We start from the raw sequence: 17,093 nt of genomic DNA on the forward strand, positions 1-17,093 counted from the left end.
CCGCCGTGGTCAGCTCGCGACCTGTCAACCCGGCCTGTTCCGAAGGGACGTCACCGGAGACCTCCGGCGGCAGCGGTGGTGACGCGGGCAACCGGTGGGCCTCGATACCGGGGAACGGCCCGGGATGCCGACCTGGTTCGTCCGTCGGCTCCGCGGCGACCTGCGGCTCTTCGCGCTGGGGGGAGACCGGTGGCTGCTCCTCCGGTCCGCCGCGGTCCTTCAGCTCTTCCCCTCCAACGCGGTCCTTCGGCTTCTCCGGTTCATCGACGCGAGGGAGTTCGGACTGGCTGGGCTTTGGCCCGGGCGGTGGTTGTAGACCTCGCGGATGAAGCGGCCGATCGCGGCGTCGAGTTCGGGCAGGGTCAGCTGGGCTTGTCCGGCCCGGTCGGGGGTGCCGCGGGGCGCGTGGCCGGGCAGGTGGGGCAGGCACATGTGGGTGACGGTGCCGATCAGGCGCTCGATCTTGCCGTGGCCGTGCGGCTGGCCCTTCTTGGCGAACACCGGCCGCACTTTCGGGTCGGCCATCACCTGCGCCAGGTGCGCGGAGGTGAAGTCGGCCCCGTGGTCGAGATGGAACGCGCAGGGGATGCCGCGGATGTGCCAGGCGGGCCCGGTCTTGCGCCAGATCGCGTGCCGGAACGCCAGCGCGGTAGTCAGCGCGGAGGGGGCCTCCAAGTTCACCGCGTAGCCGGCCACCGCGCGGGAGTGGTCGTCCTCGATCACAGTGAGCCAGGGCCGGGCGGGTTTCTCCAAGGCGTCGATCACCCAGAGGTCCAGCTGGGTGTGGTCGGCCTGCCAGATGTCGTTGGGGGCGGTGGCCTCGCGCCGGGAGGCTTCTTGCTGAGCGCTCGTATGCCATTGCCGGGTGACTGAGCCGCCGTATTCGGTTCGCGTCCCTCCAGCCCCGGCTCGGCCCGTCGAAGGGCGATACGTCTGACACCGGTCAGGGGGGCGATGCCTCGGCGGGAATGGGCACCACCACGGCCACCCGAAAGGTTCCCTCCGGCGTGAGGCCTGTCTCCAGCCGCCCGCCCACGTCGACCGCGCGTGCTCGCAGACTGGTGAGCCCGATGCCTCCGCCCCCCGAAGCCATCGACGTGACGGGGCTGACTCCGTTGCGGACTTCCAGCTGTACCTCGTCCGCCATGAACCGGAGGTGGAGACGGATGGGAGCGCCGCCGCCGTGCTTCACCGCGTTGGTCAGCGACTCCCGGCCGCAGTGCCGCAGCGCCTCGTCGACGCTGTGGGGCAGGGGCCGGGCCCGGCCACTCAGGTGGAAGGAGACGTCGACACCGGCGGCGTTCAGATTCGCCACGAGAGCCGCGGCGAACTGCGCGTACGAGGGGCCGTCCTTCCTTGAGTGCTCGGACAGCCCCCGCAGCACGTCGAGGGTCTCGCGAAGATCCCGTACGACCCCACGCGCGGCTTCCTCCATGATCGTCACCCGCTGTTCCGCCTCCCTCGGCAGGTCCGGGCAGGTGCGCAGAGCGGACGCCTGGAGCGTGAGCACCGTGGCGTGGTACCCGAGGCTGTCGTGAATGTCGAAGGCCAGCCTCGTCCGCTCTTCCAGTACGGCCATGTCGGCCGCCTGGTCGACGGCGCGCTCGACCGCCACGAGGCGCTGGCGAAGCAGCCCGGTGACCTGGCGCCGTCTGCGCATCAGAGCGCCCGCCGCCGCGGGGAACCAGACCTCGGTCACGGTGTAGTACGCCACCGACGACAGGTCCGGCAGCACGGTTCCCACCCACGCTCGCGTGGAGATGTACAGCAGCCCCGCGACCGTGATCGCGCCCCAGCGAAACCGTCCTCCGTACGCCCCCAGAGCGTAGGAGGCGAAGAGCAGAAGAGTCAGGTCATCAGAAGCGAGCGTGCTCAGGAGCGCCACCGCCACGGTCAGGTGCGGCGATGTCCTGCGGATGAGGAGCACGGTGGCCGCCATGGCGGTCACCAGGACGGAGCTCCAGTACGCGGGGGTCAGTCCGCTGGCATGCGCATTGTCCAGAGCGAGCAGGGACAGACCGCAGGCGAGGGCGCAGGTGGCGACATCGAGCAGCCGGGCTCTCTGCGCGTCCCTCAGGGCGCCAATGGCGCGGCGCCAGCTCGAAACCGTATTCAGTGCGAGAAGTCTCATTCGCCGCCGCTCGGGATGTCCCAGGAGTGGTTCGGGCGCTGGATCCTCCGGGCCCGTCAGATGATCCTGCGTTGCCCGGCTATGTCCGCCTGGGCCTGTGCAGGATCACGTGCGGAGTGGGTGGCAATTAGCGCGATTCCGTCAACTTGGGTCGCATTGGTGACAGAATCCTGCATCCCTCCCGGCTTGTGTCGAGGTTCGCCGCGCGGGGGCGAGCCGGAAGGAGTGGGAGGAGTGCACCTATGGCGGGCGGAGTCGACTTCCGGCTCATCCGCCCGCCGCGGCGCGGTTCCTACTGTTCAGGGGCGGCCCGGTATCGCGAGATTCCGGGCCGTCCAGTACGGCGCGCGGGCCATCTGAGTGGTCCCTGCGCACGGGTCTGGTCCGGGCCAATGCCTAATGTCCCCCAGCTGTTGGCCCGGACCAGGGCCTGGTGTCGTGTGGCACCACAGGACTCGCGGACCCCTATCCGGGGCACCGCCGCCCACGTTCGGCCTGAACTCCCTGACTTTCCGTCCCCCGTGCAACTCCACGCGAAGGGGCGGCCGTTGAAGTCCTGGGGACACAGAGAGGTGAACGCATGTCCACTCCCGCCCCAGCGCCGAGGACACGCCGTCCAGCGCCGCGCCCGCCCTCCCCGGTGCCGAGTACGGCAGCCGCTTTGCCGCCTGCTGCTGCGGCCGTCCCGCAGAAGGAGAAGGGCAGGGGGCTCATGGCTTGGGCCACGAGCCGTTCTCAGGAGAAAATCCGCCAAATGCGTGCCGGGGCAGTCGGTAGAGCCATCTCACGTGCGGGTGACGGGGAGAGCGTACTTCCGTCGAAATCGAAGGTCACGGAAGTGAAATGCTCGCCCAGCATGGGAGCTGCGGTATATGACGCGATTCCCGACGCACTGAAAGGCGATCTCGCACCGGGGGACATATCGCCCTTGATCAGGGCGGACATCATGGCGAAGGCGGGATCTCTTTGTGTGGGTGATGAGGAGCAGATCCCGCTCAAGGGAAGCGGCGCGTTCTGGAACTATTCCGGATACTTGGCCTACTCGCTGCACCCTGGTCCCGGTATGAGCCGCATCGCCGATCCGGAGGGCTCCGTCGACGCGACACACGGGGATGCGAGAAGCCGGTCCCGAGGCCGCAACAACGGGACGGCCCTGACGCTCGGCATGTCGGGCGCCTTGGGGATCGAGCCGATCCCCAAACCGAGCAATATCGGTCCCAGCGCTACCTGGGCCGCCACGAAGGGGACGGTGTCCGGCAACGAATCCAGTTACCAGAATTCTGGCACCGTACGCTACGGACAGGGTGTAAATCACTACACGGTTCCCCTTGAAGTGTCCGTCCGGGTTCACTACAGAAAGACGAGACACTGTTACGCTCCCTGGGCGCTCGGCCGGCGCGAGAAGGACATCACCCTTGATGGGCGCGGTTATTTGGTCGATGGAAAGCCGCAAGACGACGACCAAGGGAACCTTTCCAAGTATGAAGAAGTCTTCAGGATGACTGTTTCGTGTACGGTGCCTGCCGCTGTTGAGGGAAAGCCGACCGAGGTGTGGGTGTAGGTGCCGTACTTCCTGCGGCCGCACGTCGAAACGGGACGAAAGTCTCTGGCCTCGGGGGCCGGACGGCAGGTTCGCTGAGGGCGTCCCCCGGACAGGAATGGCCAGTCGGCAGTCGGCAGTCGACACCAGGAAACAGAAGTGAGGGTGGTAGCACGTGACGTGGCTCGACGGGCTGGTGACAGGCGCGACGGAGGACTACCGGCGGAGGGTAGCGGAAACACCGCTGGCCGAGGTGAGGGAGAGCGCCGACAGGCTTCCCCCGCCCCGTGACGTCCTCGCCGAGTGGTCCGGCCCCGACGTGGCGGTGATCTGTGAGGTGAAGCGCGCGAGCCCCTCGAAGGGGCGCCTCGCCGACATTCCCGCCCCCGCGCACCTGGCAGCCGAGTACGCACGCGGCGGAGCCGCGGCGATCAGCGTGCTCACCGAGGAGCGGCGGTTCCTCGGTTCGCTGGACGACCTGTCCGCTGTACGCGACGCCGTCCACGTTCCCGTGCTGCGCAAGGACTTCATCGTCTCCGAGTACCAGGTGTGGGAGGCCCGGGCGCGCGGCGCCGACCTGGTCCTGCTGATCGTGGCGGCGCTGGACGACGCCCGTCTCGCCGCCCTCCACGAGCTCGTTGCGCAGCTCGGCATGACGGCCTTGGTGGAGGTCCACGACGAGGAGGAGGCCGCACGGGCGGCTGCCCTTGGAGCACTGCTGATTGGCGTGAACGCCCGCAACCTCAAGACGCTCGAGGTGGACCGCGGCACGTTCGCCCGTGTGGCGCCCATGCTGCCCGGCTCGGCCCTGAAGGTGGCCGAGTCCGGCGTGCGCGACGCGCGCGATGTGATCGCGTACGCGCAGGCCGGCGCGGACGCGGTGCTGGTGGGCGAAGCCGTGGTCACCGGCGTGGACGCGGCCACCGCCGTGGGTGACCTGGTAGCGGCGGGCAAGGGCGGACGCGGCGGTCGGTGCGGTTCATGAGCTCCTCCCTGTTCATCAAGATCTGCGGCCTGCGGACGGAACGTGACGTGGAGGCCGCGGTCCGGGCCGGAGCCGACGCGATCGGGTTCGTGTTCGCAGAGAGCCCGCGCCGCGTCGACGCCACCACCGCGCGGGACTTGGCGCGGGCGGTTCCCGACGATGTCCTGACGGTGGGCGTCTTCCGGCGACAGCCGTTGGACGAGGTACGCGCTGTGGCGGAGACCAGCGGGGTCCGTGCCGTTCAACTCCACGGCGACGAAGGCAGCGAGTACTACGCGGCCTTGTCGCAGTCGGACCGGACCCTCATCCGCGCCGTCGCCGCACAGGGGCAGGACCGCCGGCATCGGTGCGGCGAGCTCGGCGAGGACCTGCTGCTGCTCGACGCCCCCGCGCCCGGCACCGGCCGGGCCTGGGACTGGGCCGCGCCGGACTTCGCTCCGCCCGAGGGGCGCTGGCTCCTCGCGGGCGGACTCACCCCCGAGAACGTACGAGAGGCTGTCCGCCGCACCGCCCCGTGGGGAGTGGACGTCTCCAGCGGGGTGGAACGGGCCCGAGGCATCAAGGATCCGGACCTGATCGCCTCATTCGTCGACGCGGCTCGCGCTGCCGAATAGGTCGGGCATGTGCGTGAGTGACTTCATCGAGACGGATAGTTGCGTAATTTATGGCGCTATGAGCGAGAAATTGTCTGATTCAGGCATCTCGGACGAGATCGACCTGAGAATCCTTCATGCGCTGCAACTGGCGCCCCGAGGCAGCTGGTCCGGAGTGGGCAGGGCCCTGTCCATCGGTGCCTCGACGGCCGCGCGCCGGTGGCGCCGCCTGGAGGAGGAGGGAATCGGCTGGGTCACGTGTCATCCGCCCCGGGAGCCCGAGACCCGGTTCGGGATGATCGAGATCGACTGTGAGTACGGGAAGGCGGAAGAGGTCGCTCGGGAGCTCTGCGCCGACCCCTGCGCCTACACCATCGATCTGGCGAGCGGGTCCACGGACCTCCTGGTCGTCGTGGCCGCACGCTCCTATGAGGCCCTGGCGTCCTACGCGCTCGGCCGGTTCCAGAAGCTCCGGCATGTCCGAGCAGTCCGTACGTACATGGCTGTACGAACCTTCACCAACGCGAGCCGATGGCGGCTCGGGGCGCTGGACAGCTCACAACAGGGACTGATCCGCCGCACCTTTCCCAAGGGGGAGCCGGCGCCATGGACCGAACTGTCCGGCGCAGACTGGGAGATGGCGCTGGAGCTGGGCAGGGACGGACGTGCCTCCATCACGCGGCTCTCCGAGGTCACCGGCATGAACGAGTCGACGACCCGGCGCCGTCTCGAACGCCTTCTCGGCAGTGGGCAATTGACGCTGCGCACCGAGGTGGCCCGCTCGGCGACCGCGACTCCCGTGCACGCGGTCTTCTACGCGGACGCCCCCGTGGGGCAGCTGGAATACATCGCCGGTCTGCTCATGCGCCGACTCGAAGTGCGGGCCGCCTTCTCCTCGGTGGGCCCCTTCAACCTGGGCTTCGTGGTCTGGGTGAGCTCCCTGGAGCATCTGCAGCAGTTCGAGAAGCACATCACGCAAGGGCACTACCGCCTGGTTATCCGCGACCGGATGCTGATCCTGCGCTCCGTCAAACGCGTCGGCCGCATTCTCGACAGCCGCGACCGGGCAGTGGGACACACGCCCGCGGACCTGAGGTACGCGGACGGATGACGGGCTGACCCGCCTGGTGGTGGCCACCACCGACCCGGCCACCCTGCCCGCCAAGGCGACCTGGTACCTGGCCACCGACCTGGCCCGGCCCGGCTCACCGCGTGCCGCCGACGCCCCGCACCCACCTGCGGACCTGGCCGAGGTCGTGTATCGCCTCACCGTTCGCCACCGCGTCACGGGCGGCGAGCCAGCTCTACGGGCGGGCGATGAAGATGGTGATGGCGGTGATCATGCAGACGACGACGGTGTCGATGAACGGGCCGAGCATCTCTGCTTGAAGTGCGTGAGGTGGATCACGGAGTTGGCATGCGTCGGCGAAAGGTTGCCGAAAGGGGTCGGTCCGTACACCTGGAGGGGCCGAGGCGGTGACGTGCCGCCCGCGACCCGAGGGGAATGCCATGGCCCGGAAGTACGGATTCGGCGCACGTGCTGCTGCCGCACCTGCCGCCATGCTGATCGGCGCACTGCTCCTGACCGCCTGTGGCGGCGATGCGGAGGACAAGGCCGGTGGCGAGCAGGGCGGCGGGAAGAGTAAGGAACTCAAGTGGGCGGAGTGCATGCGTGCGAAGGGCCTGGACGTACCGGACCCCAAGCCGGGCCAGATGCCCATGATGAGCCAGGGCCAGGATGAGGCCAAGGCGGATGCCGCCAGGCAGAAGTGCAAGAAGTACAACCCGATGCAGGTGTCCGACTCGGAGAAGAAGAAGTTCGCTTCTGAACTGCGCGTGTTCGCCAAGTGCATGCGGAAGAACGGCGTCCCGGAACAAGCCGACCCGGACGAGAACGGCACGCTGCTTCCCCCGAGCGAGGAGGTGGCGCAGACCCAGAGGTACCAGGACGCCGAGACCAAGTGCCAGGACAAGCTGAAGAGCTTCAAGCGCCAGAACCAGGGGGGATGACGGTCATGGCGGACAAGCAACACGCGGCCTCCCGCCGGCGCCGCCGCATCGCTACGGGCATCGTGGTCATAGCGGCTGCGGGAGCCGTCAGTGCGACCTTGGCTCTCTCCGGTGGCGACAGCACCAGCGCGAAGGCTCCGCAGACCACGTCGACCTCGACTGTTCCGCTGGGCAAGGGCGACCTCCCGGCCACGAAGAAGGTGGCCGGGAGCCTCGGCCACGGCGATCCGACCACTCTGGGCGGGGGCCTTGAGGGCACGCTGACCTGGCTTCCGAAGGTCGGCGAGACGATCACGCGGGGCGAGACGCTCTACAAGGTGGACAACCGGCCCGTCACCGCCATGTACGGAAGCACTCCGATGTACCGCGATCTCAAGCAGGGCCACGAAGGACCGGACGTGGAGCAGCTCAACGAGAATCTGCGCGCGCTCGGTTACGGGGCCCCGCTCGGTGACACGTACACAGCGGATACCGAATCGGCGGTGCGAGCCAGGCAGAAGGCCCGCGGCCTCAAGGTCACGGGCACGGTCGAGAAGGGCCTCGTCGCGTTCGTGCCCGGTGCCCTGCGCGTCGCGGAGCTCAAGGCCCGTACCGGCGCCGCCGCGGCCGAGGACATCCTGACGTTCACCGGCCGGGAGCGTTCGGCCACGGCCAAACTTCCTCTATCCGACCAGAAGTTGGCGCGCAAGGGAGACACGGTGGACGTCGTCCTGCCCGGCGGGAAGACCGTCAAGGGACGGGTCACCGACATCGAAACCGTGTCGTCCGATGCCTCCGACGAGAAGGGCGATCCGGGCGGTACGGAGGGATCGGACGGCGGGGGTGACGAGAAGAAGTCCGAGGTCAAGGTGACCATCAAGATCCCGGACCAGAAGTCCCTGGGCGACCTTCAGAAGGCGGCCGTCGATGTGGACTTCACCAGCGAGGTCCGCAAGAACGTCCTCTACGTTCCGGTCACCGCCCTCGTGGCACGGACCGGCGGCGGATACGGACTTGAGGTCGTCGACGGTGACACGACCCGTACCGTCCCCGTCCAACTGGGCATGTTCAGCAACGGACAGGTCGAGGTCAAGGGCAAGGACCTGCGCCCCGGCATGAAGGTGTCGGTGCCCCAGTGAGCGCTCCCCACTCCGTCGTCGAGCTCGCGAGCGTGACCCGCGAATACCCCGGGGTCACCGCGCTCGCGGGCGTCGATCTGACAGTGCGCAGAGGTGAGTTGGCGGCCATCATCGGCCCGTCCGGTTCAGGGAAGTCGACGATGCTGAATGTCATCGGGACGCTGGACCGGCCCACCGCGGGCCGCGTCACCATAGACGGCCACGAGATTGCAGGACTGACGGACCGTCAACTGTCCGCGCTGCGCGCACAGAGCATCGGCTTCGTCTTCCAGCAGTTCCACCTCGCCGAAGGCGTCAGCGCGCTCGACAACGTCGCCGACGGGCTGCTCTACAGCGGCCGCGGCCTCAAAGACCGCCGGCACCGCGCCGCGGCCGTCCTGGAGCGCGTCGGCCTCGGGGACCGGATCCATCACAGGCCCGCCGAGCTGTCGGGCGGTCAGAAGCAGCGCGTCGCCATCGCCAGAGCGGTCGTAGGGGAGCCCGCTCTGCTGCTGGCGGACGAGCCGACCGGTGCTCTGGACTCGACGTCAGGCAAGGCCGTCATGGACCTGCTGAACGAGCTGAACGCAACGGGCACGACCATCCTCGTCATCACACACGACCAGGGCATCGCCGAGAGCCTGCCACGCCAGGTCGCCATGCTCGACGGCCGCGTTCAGCACGATTCCGACCACCCCGATCACTCCGACCGGTCAGACGACCCTGACGCCTCGACGACGCAGATGGGGGCAGCATGCTGATCCCCGCCCGCCTCTCGCCCCGCGACGTCCTGCGCGTCGGCGGATTCGGCCTGCTCACACGCCCCATGAGGGTCTTCCTTTCCGCGCTGGGTATCGCCATCGGCATCGCCGCCATGGTGGCCGTCGTCGGCATCTCCAGCTCGAGCCGAGCCGAACTCGACCGCACCCTCGACGCGTTGGGCACGAACCTGCTGACCGCCACTCCGGGCACGAGCATGGGCGGAGGCGAGGCCAAGCTGCCCAAGGAGTCCACCGACATGATCCGCCGGATCAAGGACGTGGAGACCGCCTCCGCCATCGGCGAGGTCGCGGGCGTGAAGACGTACCGTAGCGACCAGGTACCCGCCGAGCAGTCCGGCGGTATCGGCACCTACGCGGCACGAACGGACCTGCTGGACGCGGTCGGCGCGGAACTCGCCCAGGGCCGTTGGTTCAACAGTGCCACCGCGAAGTACCCCACCACTGTCCTCGGAGCCGAGACCGCGAAGCGCCTGGGTGTGAACAAGCCCGGCGACCAGGTCTGGCTGGGCGGCCAGTGGTTCACCGTCACCGGGATCCTCGCGCCCACGCCCCTGGCCCCCGAACTGGACACCGCCGCCCTGGTCAGCTGGGAGACAGCACAGAAGAAGCTGGGGTTCGACGGGAGCCCGACCACCATCTACGCGCGGGCGCTGAAGACCAAGGTCGAGGACGTACGCTCGCTGCTCCCGCCCATAGCGAACCCCGAGGACCCCACCACGGTCGCGGTCTCCCGTCCCTCCGACGCCCTGGCCGCACAACAGGCAGGGGACAAGGCGTTCACCGGTCTCCTCGTCGGACTCGGCGCGGTGGCGCTCCTGGTCGGTGGCATCGGCGTCGCGAACACCATGGTCATCTCCGTAATGGAGCGGCGCGGCGAAGTCGGGCTTCGGCGTTCGCTCGGCGCCACCCAGGGACAGGTCTGCGGGCAGTTCCTGACGGAGTCGCTGCTCCTGTCCGCGCTGGGCGGCGGCGCGGGCGCGGTCCTCGGCTCCGGGGTGACGGCCGCGTACGCCCTTTCGCAGGGCTGGCCGGTGGTGGTGCCGCCCTGGGTGATGGCGGGTGGGCTGGGCGCGACGCTTGTCATAGGCGGGATCGCCGGGCTCTACCCGGCGGTGCGGGCCGCACGCCTCGCACCGACGGCGGCGCTCGCCGCGACGTGACCCACACCGCCAGGCAGCCTTAGACCTATGCACCTGTAGTACCTACGCAGCCTGCAAGACCTACGGGGCCTGAGAGAAGGAGCAGCACAGCAGATGCGAGTGCTCGTGGCTGAGGACGAGCCCATGATGGCCGAGATGATCAGCCGTGGTCTGACGCGGCACGGCTTCGTCGTGGACGTCGTCCACGACGGGGACGCGGCCCTGTTCAGTCTGGAAGTGGGCGACTACGACGTCCTGCTACTCGACCGGGACCTGCCCGGCACCCACGGCGACGAGGTCGCGGCCCGGATGGCCGGGTCAGGAGTGCGCACCCGCATCCTGATGCTCACCGCGGCCTCCGCCATGCAGGACCTGGTGGAAGGGCTCAACCTCGGCGCGGACGACTACCTGACCAAGCCGTTCGAGTACCCCGAGCTGATCGCGCGGGTCAAGGCGCTGTGCCGCCGCAGCACACCGCCCACACCCCCCGTTCTGCACCGCAGCGGCATTGAACTCGACACGGTCCGGCACACCGCCACCCGGGACGGCCGCCCGCTGGCACTCACCCCGAAGGAGTTCGCGGTCCTGCGCATTCTCCTGACCGCCGAAGGGGTGCCGGTCAGTACGGAGCAGCTCCTGGCGCAGGCCTGGGACGAGCACACCGATCCGTTTACCACGGCGGTTCAGGTGACGATGAGCAAAATGCGGGCCAAGCTCGGCGACCCGCCGCTCATCGCCACGGTGCACGGTATCGGCTACCGCCTGTGAGCCCCCTGCGCCTGGCGAACCCACTCCGTGGCCGCACCGTCCGCAGCCGGATCGCGCTCGTGTACGGAGTGGTGTTCGTGGCGCTGGGAGTGGTGCTCCTGGGACTCGTGAACGTGCTGTCCCGCGCGGGCACCCACGTTGCCGCCGAAAACGCCCTGGGCCCCTCCATCGGACCGTCCCCGACAAGCTCTGACCCGCGCACACCTCACCCGACGGGCAAGCCCGTCATCGAACTTCCGGCCATCGGCGGATCGAACAGGAAGATGATCGTGACCGTCGTGAGCGACGTCGCCTCCCAGCAGGTGCTGATCTGGTCGGCGGTGGCGTTGCTGATCACCGGCGTTCTCGCGGTCGCGGTCGGCTGGTGGACGGCAGGCCGGGTCCTGCGCCCCATCCACGCCATGACCGCCAAAGCCCGCCGCATCTCGCAGCGGAACATGCACGAACGCATCGCCATGGACGGCCCGCAGGATGAACTCAAGGAGCTCGCCGACACCTTCGACGCCCTTCTCTCCCGCCTCGACGCCGCCTTCGACAGCCAACGGCGCTTCATCGCCAACGCTTCTCACGAGCTGCGTACCCCTCTCGCCGGACAGCGGGCCGCCATCCAGATCGGTCTGGAGGACAACCCGGGTCCAGAGGAGCTGGCAAGGGTGAAAGAGGGCCTGCTGGAGGCCAACCGCCGCAGCGAGCGGCTCATCGACGGACTCTTGATGCTCGCCCACGGTGAGCGGGGCATCGAACGCTACGAGACCTTCGACCTGGGCCACGTCGTCGAGGAGGAGATCGCCGCGGTCCAGCCGACCGCCCGCGAGCACGGCGTTCGCATCACTGCGGACGGTGACTCATATTCCGTACGGGGAGACCGCGTTCTGATCGGCCGTCTCGTCGCCAATCTGTTGCGCAACGCAGTGCTCTACAACCACCAGGACGGTGTCGTACGCGTACACACGAGCCCGACCGGACGGCTGACCGTCTCCAATACCGGACCCGTCATCCAACAAGCCGAGGTGGAGAGCCTGTTCGAACCCTTCCGGCGAGGCCCGGGACGCGACCGGCGATGCGGCCGTGGTGAGGGTCTGGGCCTGTCCATTGTCCGGGCCGTCGCCCAGGCGCACGAGGGCACCGTCACCGCGACGCCCAACCCCGGGGGAGGCCTCACCATGACGTTGGAGCTGCCTGCCGAATCGTCGGATGAGGGTGGTTCCGGGGAACCGCAACGGCATTGAGAGTGAGGAACTGCCGGGGACACGACGGCGACGCCTCAGCGCAGCCGGTATCCCCTGCCGTCATCGGCGTCGGTGGTGTGCAAGTCACCGGGCTTGTTGCGGAGTCGGTAGATGGTGACGTGCGCGGCGCTGGTGCGGGGATTGGTGTCCTTGCCCCACACCCGGCGGATCAGTACGTGGTGGGGGACGTGACTGCCGCCGGCCTCCATCAGGAGGCGCAGGACGGCGAACTCCTTGGGGGCCAGGCGCACCGGCCGGGCATCGATGGAGACGTCCTGGCGGCGGAGGTAGGCGGCGACGCTGCGATGGAGGGCATAGTGGCCATCAGGCAGCGAAACTCTCATACGGGCCATGGGGATAGGGGCGTTGTCAGCAAAAAGTAAAGGCCAGCCCCGGCCTGCCCAGCCACGCTCGCCACACAGTCCTACTCCGTGGACTCCGCAGATCGCCGCGCGAGTCGGAACTGGGCCAAACGCAAGCCGGGAGTGGGCTCGACGGTGCCGACACGAGAGAAGCCGAAGCGCTCATAGAGGGTCACGGCAGGATGGTCCTCGGCACCGGTACTCACCAGCGCGTCCCGGCCCGGGGCCAGCTCCATCAGCAGATGGCGGAGCAGCCTCGACGCCAGGCCGGGTCGGAACCACCGGGGATCGACACACACACGGTCAATGCTGATCGCGTCTTCCCCGGTCAGCTCCCGCCAAGCAACGAACGCGGCGATCCGTCCGTCATCCGCCGCCGTAGCCCCGAGCCCCCGCAGTGGCTGGGCCCGCATCTCTTCCAGGGGCTCCCGCTTCGCCGGTGTTGGCCAGGAATCCCAGCAGCGGGTGGCCGAAGCCGCCCTTGCAGGTCGGTGCGGCCGCCTCTTTTCCGAGTGGCAGGTGACAGCGTGGCATCGAGGTCCACCACCAGGCCGGGCACCTCGCGGCCGCCGGCCGTCACCGCGGGTATGCCATTGCGGTGTTCAGCGGCCCGGAGCCAGGCGACTTCGCATGCGCGGGTTCGGGCGGTCCGTAGCCGGGCGAACATGGCGTCGTCGATGTCGGCGAGCAGCCGCCAGGCCGTCGGGGTGGAGGCCACTGGGCCGAACACGGCGTCCTGGTTCCGCAGCACCGCCAGGTCGGAGATGGTCTCGCCGCCGTCAGCGAGCATCATTGTGGCTCGTTCGGCCAGCAAGGGACGTACTTCACCGATTGCGCGTGTGATGGTGGAGCGGTCCACGCCGAACCAGCAGGCCAGCACGTCATGGGTGGCACCGTGGCGGAGGTGGACCAGCGTGGCCAGGAGACGGTCGATGAAGACCAGCTTGTACTTGGCCCCGGCGCCGACCGCGCGCTGACGTGGACGCGAGGCGAGTGCGGCCTGGTGCTTCTCGTGCCACAACGGACCGATCTCTGCGACGAGTTCGGCGATCACTTCGGGCGCCAGTCCTGTGATCTGCTGGTTGCGGATGATCGCCGCACGTGCCCGGTTTCCCACCACGCATACCATGGTCAACGGTCAAGGACTCGACGCGCCACCGCCAACCATGCACGAGCTCGTAGGGCGTGTTTCGTAAGTGCTGGTCGTAGCACTCGTTGGTGGCTGCGACCGGCACCGTCGCGTCGTGGCGGATGGTGAGCTTGTCGTGCCGGGTGGTCACAGCAGGGTGTCAGGTGCGGGTGAGGGTGAGGGTGGAGTCCAGGCGTCGGCCGAGGTCGTGGGGCGAGGTGCCCAGGCTGTTCAGGGGGCCGGTGCCGGTGTCGAGGAACACGGTGGGGTAGCCGGTGACGCCCAGGGCGTGGGCGCGGGCGATGTCGGTGTCTGCCTGGTGGCGGTGGGCGGGGTCGGTGAGTGCGGCTGCTGCGGCGTCGGGGTCCAGGTTGTGGCGGGTGGCCAGGGTGCGGTAGGTGGCGGTATCGGACAGGCTCAGGCCGTCGTGGTAGAAGGCGTGGCTCATGTCGTGGGCGAAGTCCAGGGTCTTGTCCGGGGCCAGGGTGCGCAGGGCGGCCAGGCCGGCTGCGGCGTCGTGGGAGTCCATGACGACGTCGCCGTGCTGGAGGAGATCGAGGAAGGCGGGGCCGAAGACGGCGCCGGTGACCTCGGTGACGCGGTGGCGGGCGGTGGGGATGTGGCTGTGTTCGCGGATCGGGACGCGGCGGGCGCCGGTGAACAGGCCGCCGGAGACCACTTCGACGCTCAGGTGGGGGCGTTCGGCCAGGGCCTGGCGCAGCCAGGGCGTGAAGCCGTAGCACCAGCCGCAGTAGGCATCGAAGACATAGGTCACATGGCCACGGGCGGGGGGGATCACAAGGGGGCTCCTTCGTCTCATCGGCCCGCCCCTCGGGGTGGGGCGGCAGGGCAGGGGGTGGGGCGCCGACGACGGTTGCCGGCGCCCCGAGGGCCAGGGGGATGGGTCAGGTGGTGAGCTGGTGGTGGAGCTGGAAGAGCTCTTCTACGTGGCGGATCTCGGTGATCTTGCCGTCGGTGACGTGCATGAGGTCGGTGCCGGTGAAGGAGACCGGGCGGCCGGTGGCGGAGGTGCCGAACCAGTCGCCGGTGTGGGTGGCGGTCATGCGCCAGTGGCTGACCACCCAGCCGTCGCCCGGCTCGCCCTGGTAGATCAGCTCGTGGCGGGTGTCGGTGAAGCCGTCCCGGACCGCCGCGACCAGCATGCGCATGCCTTCGATGCCCGAGGTGGCGCCGGGCACGGGGTTGTGGTCGATGAGGTCGGCGGACAGTACCTGGTCGAGGCCGGCGATGTCGCCGTCGTCGAAGAGCTGGTAGACACGGGCGGCGATGGCGCGGGGGGTAGTGGGCGTGCTCATGAAGGCTCCTTGCAATTGGGGCGGGAAGGCCCGGGAAAGATCCGTGGAGCAATTACCCCACATACCGTTCAAACCGGTCGGACCAGCGCATCATTTCCTAAAGGAGCCAATGTCATCAAAGTGCTATAGTTTCCGTATGGAAACCATCCAGGTCGGCGACCACTCGCCGATCCCGTCGCGCGGAGATCTGCAGAACCCCGACTGCCCCAGCCGGGACGCACTCGACCGGCTCGGAAGCAAGTGGAGCGTGCTGATCATCCTGACTCTGGCCACTGGGACCCGCCGGTTCTCCGTGCTGCGCAGTGACATCGCCGGCATTACCGCCAAGGTGCTGACCACCAACCTGCGCGACCTCGAACGCGACGGCCTGATCACCCGCACCGTGTATGCCGAGGTCCCCCCGCGCACCGAATACGCCCTCACACCGCTCGGCGCCACCCTGATCACTCCGTTCGCCGCCATCAGGGACTGGGCTGAGACCCACGCCGCCGAAATCCACCACAACCGCAACGCCCACCAAACCGCCCCCCAGTCCTGAGCGGGCGGTTGACGTAGGCGCTTGCCCCTCTCCCCTCGGGAGCGTCCGCAAGTGGATCAAAGTCGTGGGATCTTGGCGATCATCGGGCTCGTCCGCGTCAGCACGGACAAGCAGAAGACCCAGCGCCAGCACGACGCCCTGGACCCGATCTGCCTGAAGGTCTTCGAGGAGAAGACCAGCGGCAAACTGGCCGTGGCTGACCGCCCCGGCCTGGCCGCCGCGCTCGGCTACCTGCGCGACGGCGACATGCTGTGCGTCCAGGAGGCCGACCGGCTCGGCCGCAGCCTCCTGGAAGGGCTGATCGTCCTCAACGACCTGTTCCAGCGCGGCATCCCGGTGAAGGTCCTTCAGGGCATCGCGGCCGGCGAGCACACCGAACGCTCACTGATCCTGGACCTGGCGCTCGCACTCGCCGAGGACCGGCGCCGCGACATTATCCGCAAAACCAAGAACGGCCTGGAGTCCGCCCGCGTCCGCGGGCGGGTCGGCGGCAGACGGCCCGTGGTGGACGCCGACAAACGACGTGTGATCCTCGCACGCCGCGCCGAAGGCCAGTCGATCCGCGACATCGCGGCCGGAGTCGGCATCTCCGTCGGCCTGCCGCTCGCGCTCCGGCGCGGTCGCCGGCACTTATCACACCGGCCGCTTCACGAAGGTGCCCGGGCTCGCGAAACTCCTGCGCGTGCCCACCCCCGCCGACCGCGGCCCGGGTCAGCCGTGGCGGCCGGGCACTCCCGTTCCGGCGGCGATCGACCCGGACACCCCGACCGCGGACATCCGAATCGGATACGCACGGTGCTCCAGCCTCACCCAGGAACTCCAGTCGCAGCTCGACGCGCTCGCCGCCAAGAACATCCCCCGGGACAAGATCTTCGCCGAGAAGATCAGCACCCGGGTGCGGGTCCGCCCTCAGTTCGAGGCCGCGCTCGCCGCAGCCCGCGAGATCAAGGCCCACGCCCCGCACTGCCGGGTCATTTTGACGGTGAACGAGATGAAGAGGCTGGGACGGGACGCAGCCGAGCTGACCGCGCTCGCGGACCACCTGACCGCGCACGGCCTGGTGCTGGAGATGCTCGCCGGACACCCGGCCCTCCGAAACCCTCCTGGATCAACAAGCCCGCAGCCCACCGCACCGCCGTTCTCCACGCCGCACAGGTCTCTGCCGTGTCGTACGACGAGAGGACCACCCCTCATGGCTCTGCCCCCGCTCAGCCCTGAACAGCGCCGGGCCGCACCGCGGCTCGTTCCTTGCGCGCGGCGGCGGCCTTGTCGAGCCCCCGAAACGATGACGGGCCCGGAGGATGGCGGCCTTCGCGCAATCTCGCCACCTGGGTTGGAGTCATCGCGGGTAGTTCTTCGACTGCTCGGCGACGGTGTGATCGCGGGTGGGCACCAGGGTGCCGTCCACGATCAGCACGGTGTCCTTCGCGAACCGCTTGCGGGGCTGGAGGGCCAGCATCGGTCCGAGGTGATC

Annotated in this window: 17 protein-coding genes and 7 pseudogenes; 15 read left to right on the forward strand and 9 right to left on the reverse strand. The window is 68.8% G+C overall.

Annotated elements, in window-relative coordinates:
• Nucleotides 1-219 precede the first annotated feature (219 nt).
• Nucleotides 220-804, reverse strand: a pseudogene (locus tag QMK30_RS36645) (TnsB C-terminal domain-containing protein); the annotation flags it as partial.
• A 139-nt stretch (nt 805-943) separates the two neighbouring features.
• Nucleotides 944-2,131, reverse strand: coding sequence for a sensor histidine kinase (locus QMK30_RS36650; protein ID WP_283522680.1), 1,188 nt, complete (start codon nt 2,129-2,131; stop codon nt 944-946).
• A gap of 856 nt (nt 2,132-2,987) precedes the next feature.
• Between QMK30_RS36650 and QMK30_RS36655 the strand changes: the two genes are divergently transcribed.
• The 12 genes and pseudogenes from QMK30_RS36655 (at nt 2,988) to QMK30_RS36705 (ending at nt 12,274) form a co-directional block, all read left to right on the forward strand.
• The gene (locus QMK30_RS36655) at nt 2,988-3,692 is read left to right on the forward strand and encodes a hypothetical protein (protein ID WP_283522681.1); all 705 of its coding nucleotides are present in this window, start codon (nt 2,988-2,990) and stop codon (nt 3,690-3,692) included.
• Nucleotides 3,693-3,846: 154 nt separating this feature from the next.
• Nucleotides 3,847-4,656: an indole-3-glycerol phosphate synthase TrpC gene (gene trpC / locus QMK30_RS36660; RefSeq protein WP_283522682.1), complete on the forward strand. Its 810-nt coding sequence runs from the start codon at nt 3,847-3,849 to the stop codon at nt 4,654-4,656.
• On the forward strand, nt 4,653-5,270 hold the full coding sequence (locus QMK30_RS36665; protein WP_283522683.1) for a phosphoribosylanthranilate isomerase: 618 nt from the start codon (nt 4,653-4,655) through the stop codon (nt 5,268-5,270). The genes trpC and QMK30_RS36665 overlap by 4 nt, the downstream gene beginning before the upstream one ends.
• Nucleotides 5,271-5,328: 58 nt before the next feature.
• Complete coding sequence (locus tag QMK30_RS36670; protein WP_502963299.1) at nt 5,329-6,360, forward strand: Lrp/AsnC family transcriptional regulator; 1,032 nt, start codon at nt 5,329-5,331, stop codon at nt 6,358-6,360.
• A pseudogene (locus QMK30_RS39015) lies at nt 6,359-6,529 on the forward strand (IS701 family transposase); the annotation flags it as partial. The gene QMK30_RS36670 and the pseudogene QMK30_RS39015, both read left to right, overlap by 2 nt.
• The gene (locus QMK30_RS36675) at nt 6,462-6,638 is read left to right on the forward strand and encodes a hypothetical protein (protein WP_283522685.1); all 177 of its coding nucleotides are present in this window, start codon (nt 6,462-6,464) and stop codon (nt 6,636-6,638) included. The pseudogene QMK30_RS39015 and the gene QMK30_RS36675, both read left to right, overlap by 68 nt.
• A 120-nt stretch (nt 6,639-6,758) precedes the next feature.
• Entirely contained in the window at nt 6,759-7,259 is a 501-nt protein-coding gene (locus tag QMK30_RS36680; protein WP_283522686.1) for a hypothetical protein, read from the forward strand.
• A 5-nt stretch (nt 7,260-7,264) separates the two neighbouring features.
• Complete coding sequence (locus QMK30_RS36685) at nt 7,265-8,377, forward strand: peptidoglycan-binding protein (RefSeq protein WP_283522687.1); 1,113 nt, start codon at nt 7,265-7,267, stop codon at nt 8,375-8,377.
• Complete coding sequence (locus QMK30_RS36690; protein ID WP_283522688.1) at nt 8,374-9,117, forward strand: ABC transporter ATP-binding protein; 744 nt, start codon at nt 8,374-8,376, stop codon at nt 9,115-9,117. The genes QMK30_RS36685 and QMK30_RS36690 overlap by 4 nt, the downstream gene beginning before the upstream one ends.
• A complete protein-coding gene (locus QMK30_RS36695; protein WP_283522689.1) occupies nt 9,111-10,298 on the forward strand; it encodes an ABC transporter permease in 1,188 nt (395 codons plus the stop codon). Before QMK30_RS36690 ends, QMK30_RS36695 begins: the two co-directional genes overlap by 7 nt.
• A gap of 93 nt (nt 10,299-10,391) precedes the next feature.
• Nucleotides 10,392-11,045: a response regulator transcription factor gene (locus QMK30_RS36700; protein WP_283522690.1), complete on the forward strand. Its 654-nt coding sequence runs from the start codon at nt 10,392-10,394 to the stop codon at nt 11,043-11,045.
• Entirely contained in the window at nt 11,042-12,274 is a 1,233-nt protein-coding gene (locus QMK30_RS36705) for a sensor histidine kinase (protein ID WP_283522691.1), read from the forward strand. The genes QMK30_RS36700 and QMK30_RS36705 overlap by 4 nt, the downstream gene beginning before the upstream one ends.
• A gap of 35 nt (nt 12,275-12,309) precedes the next feature.
• Here the strand turns inward: QMK30_RS36705 and QMK30_RS36710 are convergent, their stop codons facing one another.
• The 6 genes and pseudogenes from QMK30_RS36710 to QMK30_RS36735 all read right to left on the reverse strand — a co-directional run bounded on the left by QMK30_RS36710 (nt 12,310) and on the right by QMK30_RS36735 (nt 15,081).
• Nucleotides 12,310-12,618, reverse strand: a complete 309-nt coding sequence (locus QMK30_RS36710; protein ID WP_283522692.1) for a winged helix-turn-helix domain-containing protein — start codon at nt 12,616-12,618, stop codon at nt 12,310-12,312.
• Between the two features lie 80 nt (nt 12,619-12,698).
• Complete coding sequence (locus tag QMK30_RS36715) at nt 12,699-13,049, reverse strand: GNAT family N-acetyltransferase (protein ID WP_283522693.1); 351 nt, start codon at nt 13,047-13,049, stop codon at nt 12,699-12,701.
• A 16-nt stretch (nt 13,050-13,065) separates the two neighbouring features.
• A pseudogene (locus QMK30_RS36720) lies at nt 13,066-13,447 on the reverse strand (IS1380 family transposase); the annotation flags it as partial.
• Nucleotides 13,436-13,756, reverse strand: a pseudogene (locus QMK30_RS36725) (helix-turn-helix domain-containing protein); the annotation flags it as partial. The pseudogenes QMK30_RS36725 and QMK30_RS36720, both read right to left, overlap by 12 nt.
• Before the next feature lie 169 nt (nt 13,757-13,925).
• On the reverse strand, nt 13,926-14,564 hold the full coding sequence (locus QMK30_RS36730) for a DsbA family protein (protein WP_283522694.1): 639 nt from the start codon (nt 14,562-14,564) through the stop codon (nt 13,926-13,928).
• A gap of 106 nt (nt 14,565-14,670) precedes the next feature.
• Nucleotides 14,671-15,081 carry an ester cyclase gene (locus tag QMK30_RS36735; RefSeq protein WP_283522695.1) on the reverse strand — a complete coding sequence of 137 codons (411 nt, stop codon included), beginning with the start codon at nt 15,079-15,081 and terminating at the stop codon, nt 14,671-14,673.
• A 136-nt stretch (nt 15,082-15,217) separates the two neighbouring features.
• Between QMK30_RS36735 and QMK30_RS36740 the strand changes: the two genes are divergently transcribed.
• From QMK30_RS36740 to QMK30_RS36750, 3 genes and pseudogenes are all read left to right on the forward strand, one after another.
• Nucleotides 15,218-15,619, forward strand: a complete 402-nt coding sequence (locus QMK30_RS36740; protein ID WP_283522696.1) for a winged helix-turn-helix transcriptional regulator — start codon at nt 15,218-15,220, stop codon at nt 15,617-15,619.
• A gap of 51 nt (nt 15,620-15,670) precedes the next feature.
• A pseudogene (locus QMK30_RS36745) lies at nt 15,671-16,042 on the forward strand (recombinase family protein); the annotation flags it as partial.
• A gap of 259 nt (nt 16,043-16,301) precedes the next feature.
• Nucleotides 16,302-16,640, forward strand: a pseudogene (locus tag QMK30_RS36750) (recombinase family protein); the annotation flags it as partial.
• 327 nt (nt 16,641-16,967) lie between these two features.
• Here the strand turns inward: QMK30_RS36750 and QMK30_RS36755 are convergent.
• Nucleotides 16,968-17,093 (reverse strand): annotated as a pseudogene (locus tag QMK30_RS36755) (IS5/IS1182 family transposase); the annotation flags it as partial.

Origin of the sequence: Streptomyces sp. H27-C3 (assembly GCF_030063415.1) — a bacterium.
Taxonomy (GTDB): Bacteria; Actinomycetota; Actinomycetes; order Streptomycetales; family Streptomycetaceae; genus Streptomyces.

Coding starts and splice junctions, on each gene's coding strand:
- QMK30_RS36740 (WP_283522696.1), top strand. CDS start 15,218: ATGGAAACCATCCAGGTCGGCGACCACTCGCCGATCCCGTCGCGCGGA.
- QMK30_RS36670 (WP_502963299.1), top strand. CDS start 5,329: ATGAGCGAGAAATTGTCTGATTCAGGCATCTCGGACGAGATCGACCTG.
- QMK30_RS36665 (WP_283522683.1), top strand. CDS start 4,653: ATGAGCTCCTCCCTGTTCATCAAGATCTGCGGCCTGCGGACGGAACGT.
- QMK30_RS36680 (WP_283522686.1), top strand. CDS start 6,759: ATGGCCCGGAAGTACGGATTCGGCGCACGTGCTGCTGCCGCACCTGCC.
- QMK30_RS36700 (WP_283522690.1), top strand. CDS start 10,392: ATGCGAGTGCTCGTGGCTGAGGACGAGCCCATGATGGCCGAGATGATC.
- QMK30_RS36735 (WP_283522695.1), bottom strand. CDS start 15,081: ATGAGCACGCCCACTACCCCCCGCGCCATCGCCGCCCGTGTCTACCAG.
- QMK30_RS36715 (WP_283522693.1), bottom strand. CDS start 13,049: ATGCGGGCCCAGCCACTGCGGGGGCTCGGGGCTACGGCGGCGGATGAC.
- QMK30_RS36710 (WP_283522692.1), bottom strand. CDS start 12,618: ATGAGAGTTTCGCTGCCTGATGGCCACTATGCCCTCCATCGCAGCGTC.
- QMK30_RS36655 (WP_283522681.1), top strand. CDS start 2,988: ATGGGAGCTGCGGTATATGACGCGATTCCCGACGCACTGAAAGGCGAT.
- QMK30_RS36685 (WP_283522687.1), top strand. CDS start 7,265: ATGGCGGACAAGCAACACGCGGCCTCCCGCCGGCGCCGCCGCATCGCT.
- QMK30_RS36695 (WP_283522689.1), top strand. CDS start 9,111: ATGCTGATCCCCGCCCGCCTCTCGCCCCGCGACGTCCTGCGCGTCGGC.
- QMK30_RS36650 (WP_283522680.1), bottom strand. CDS start 2,131: ATGAGACTTCTCGCACTGAATACGGTTTCGAGCTGGCGCCGCGCCATT.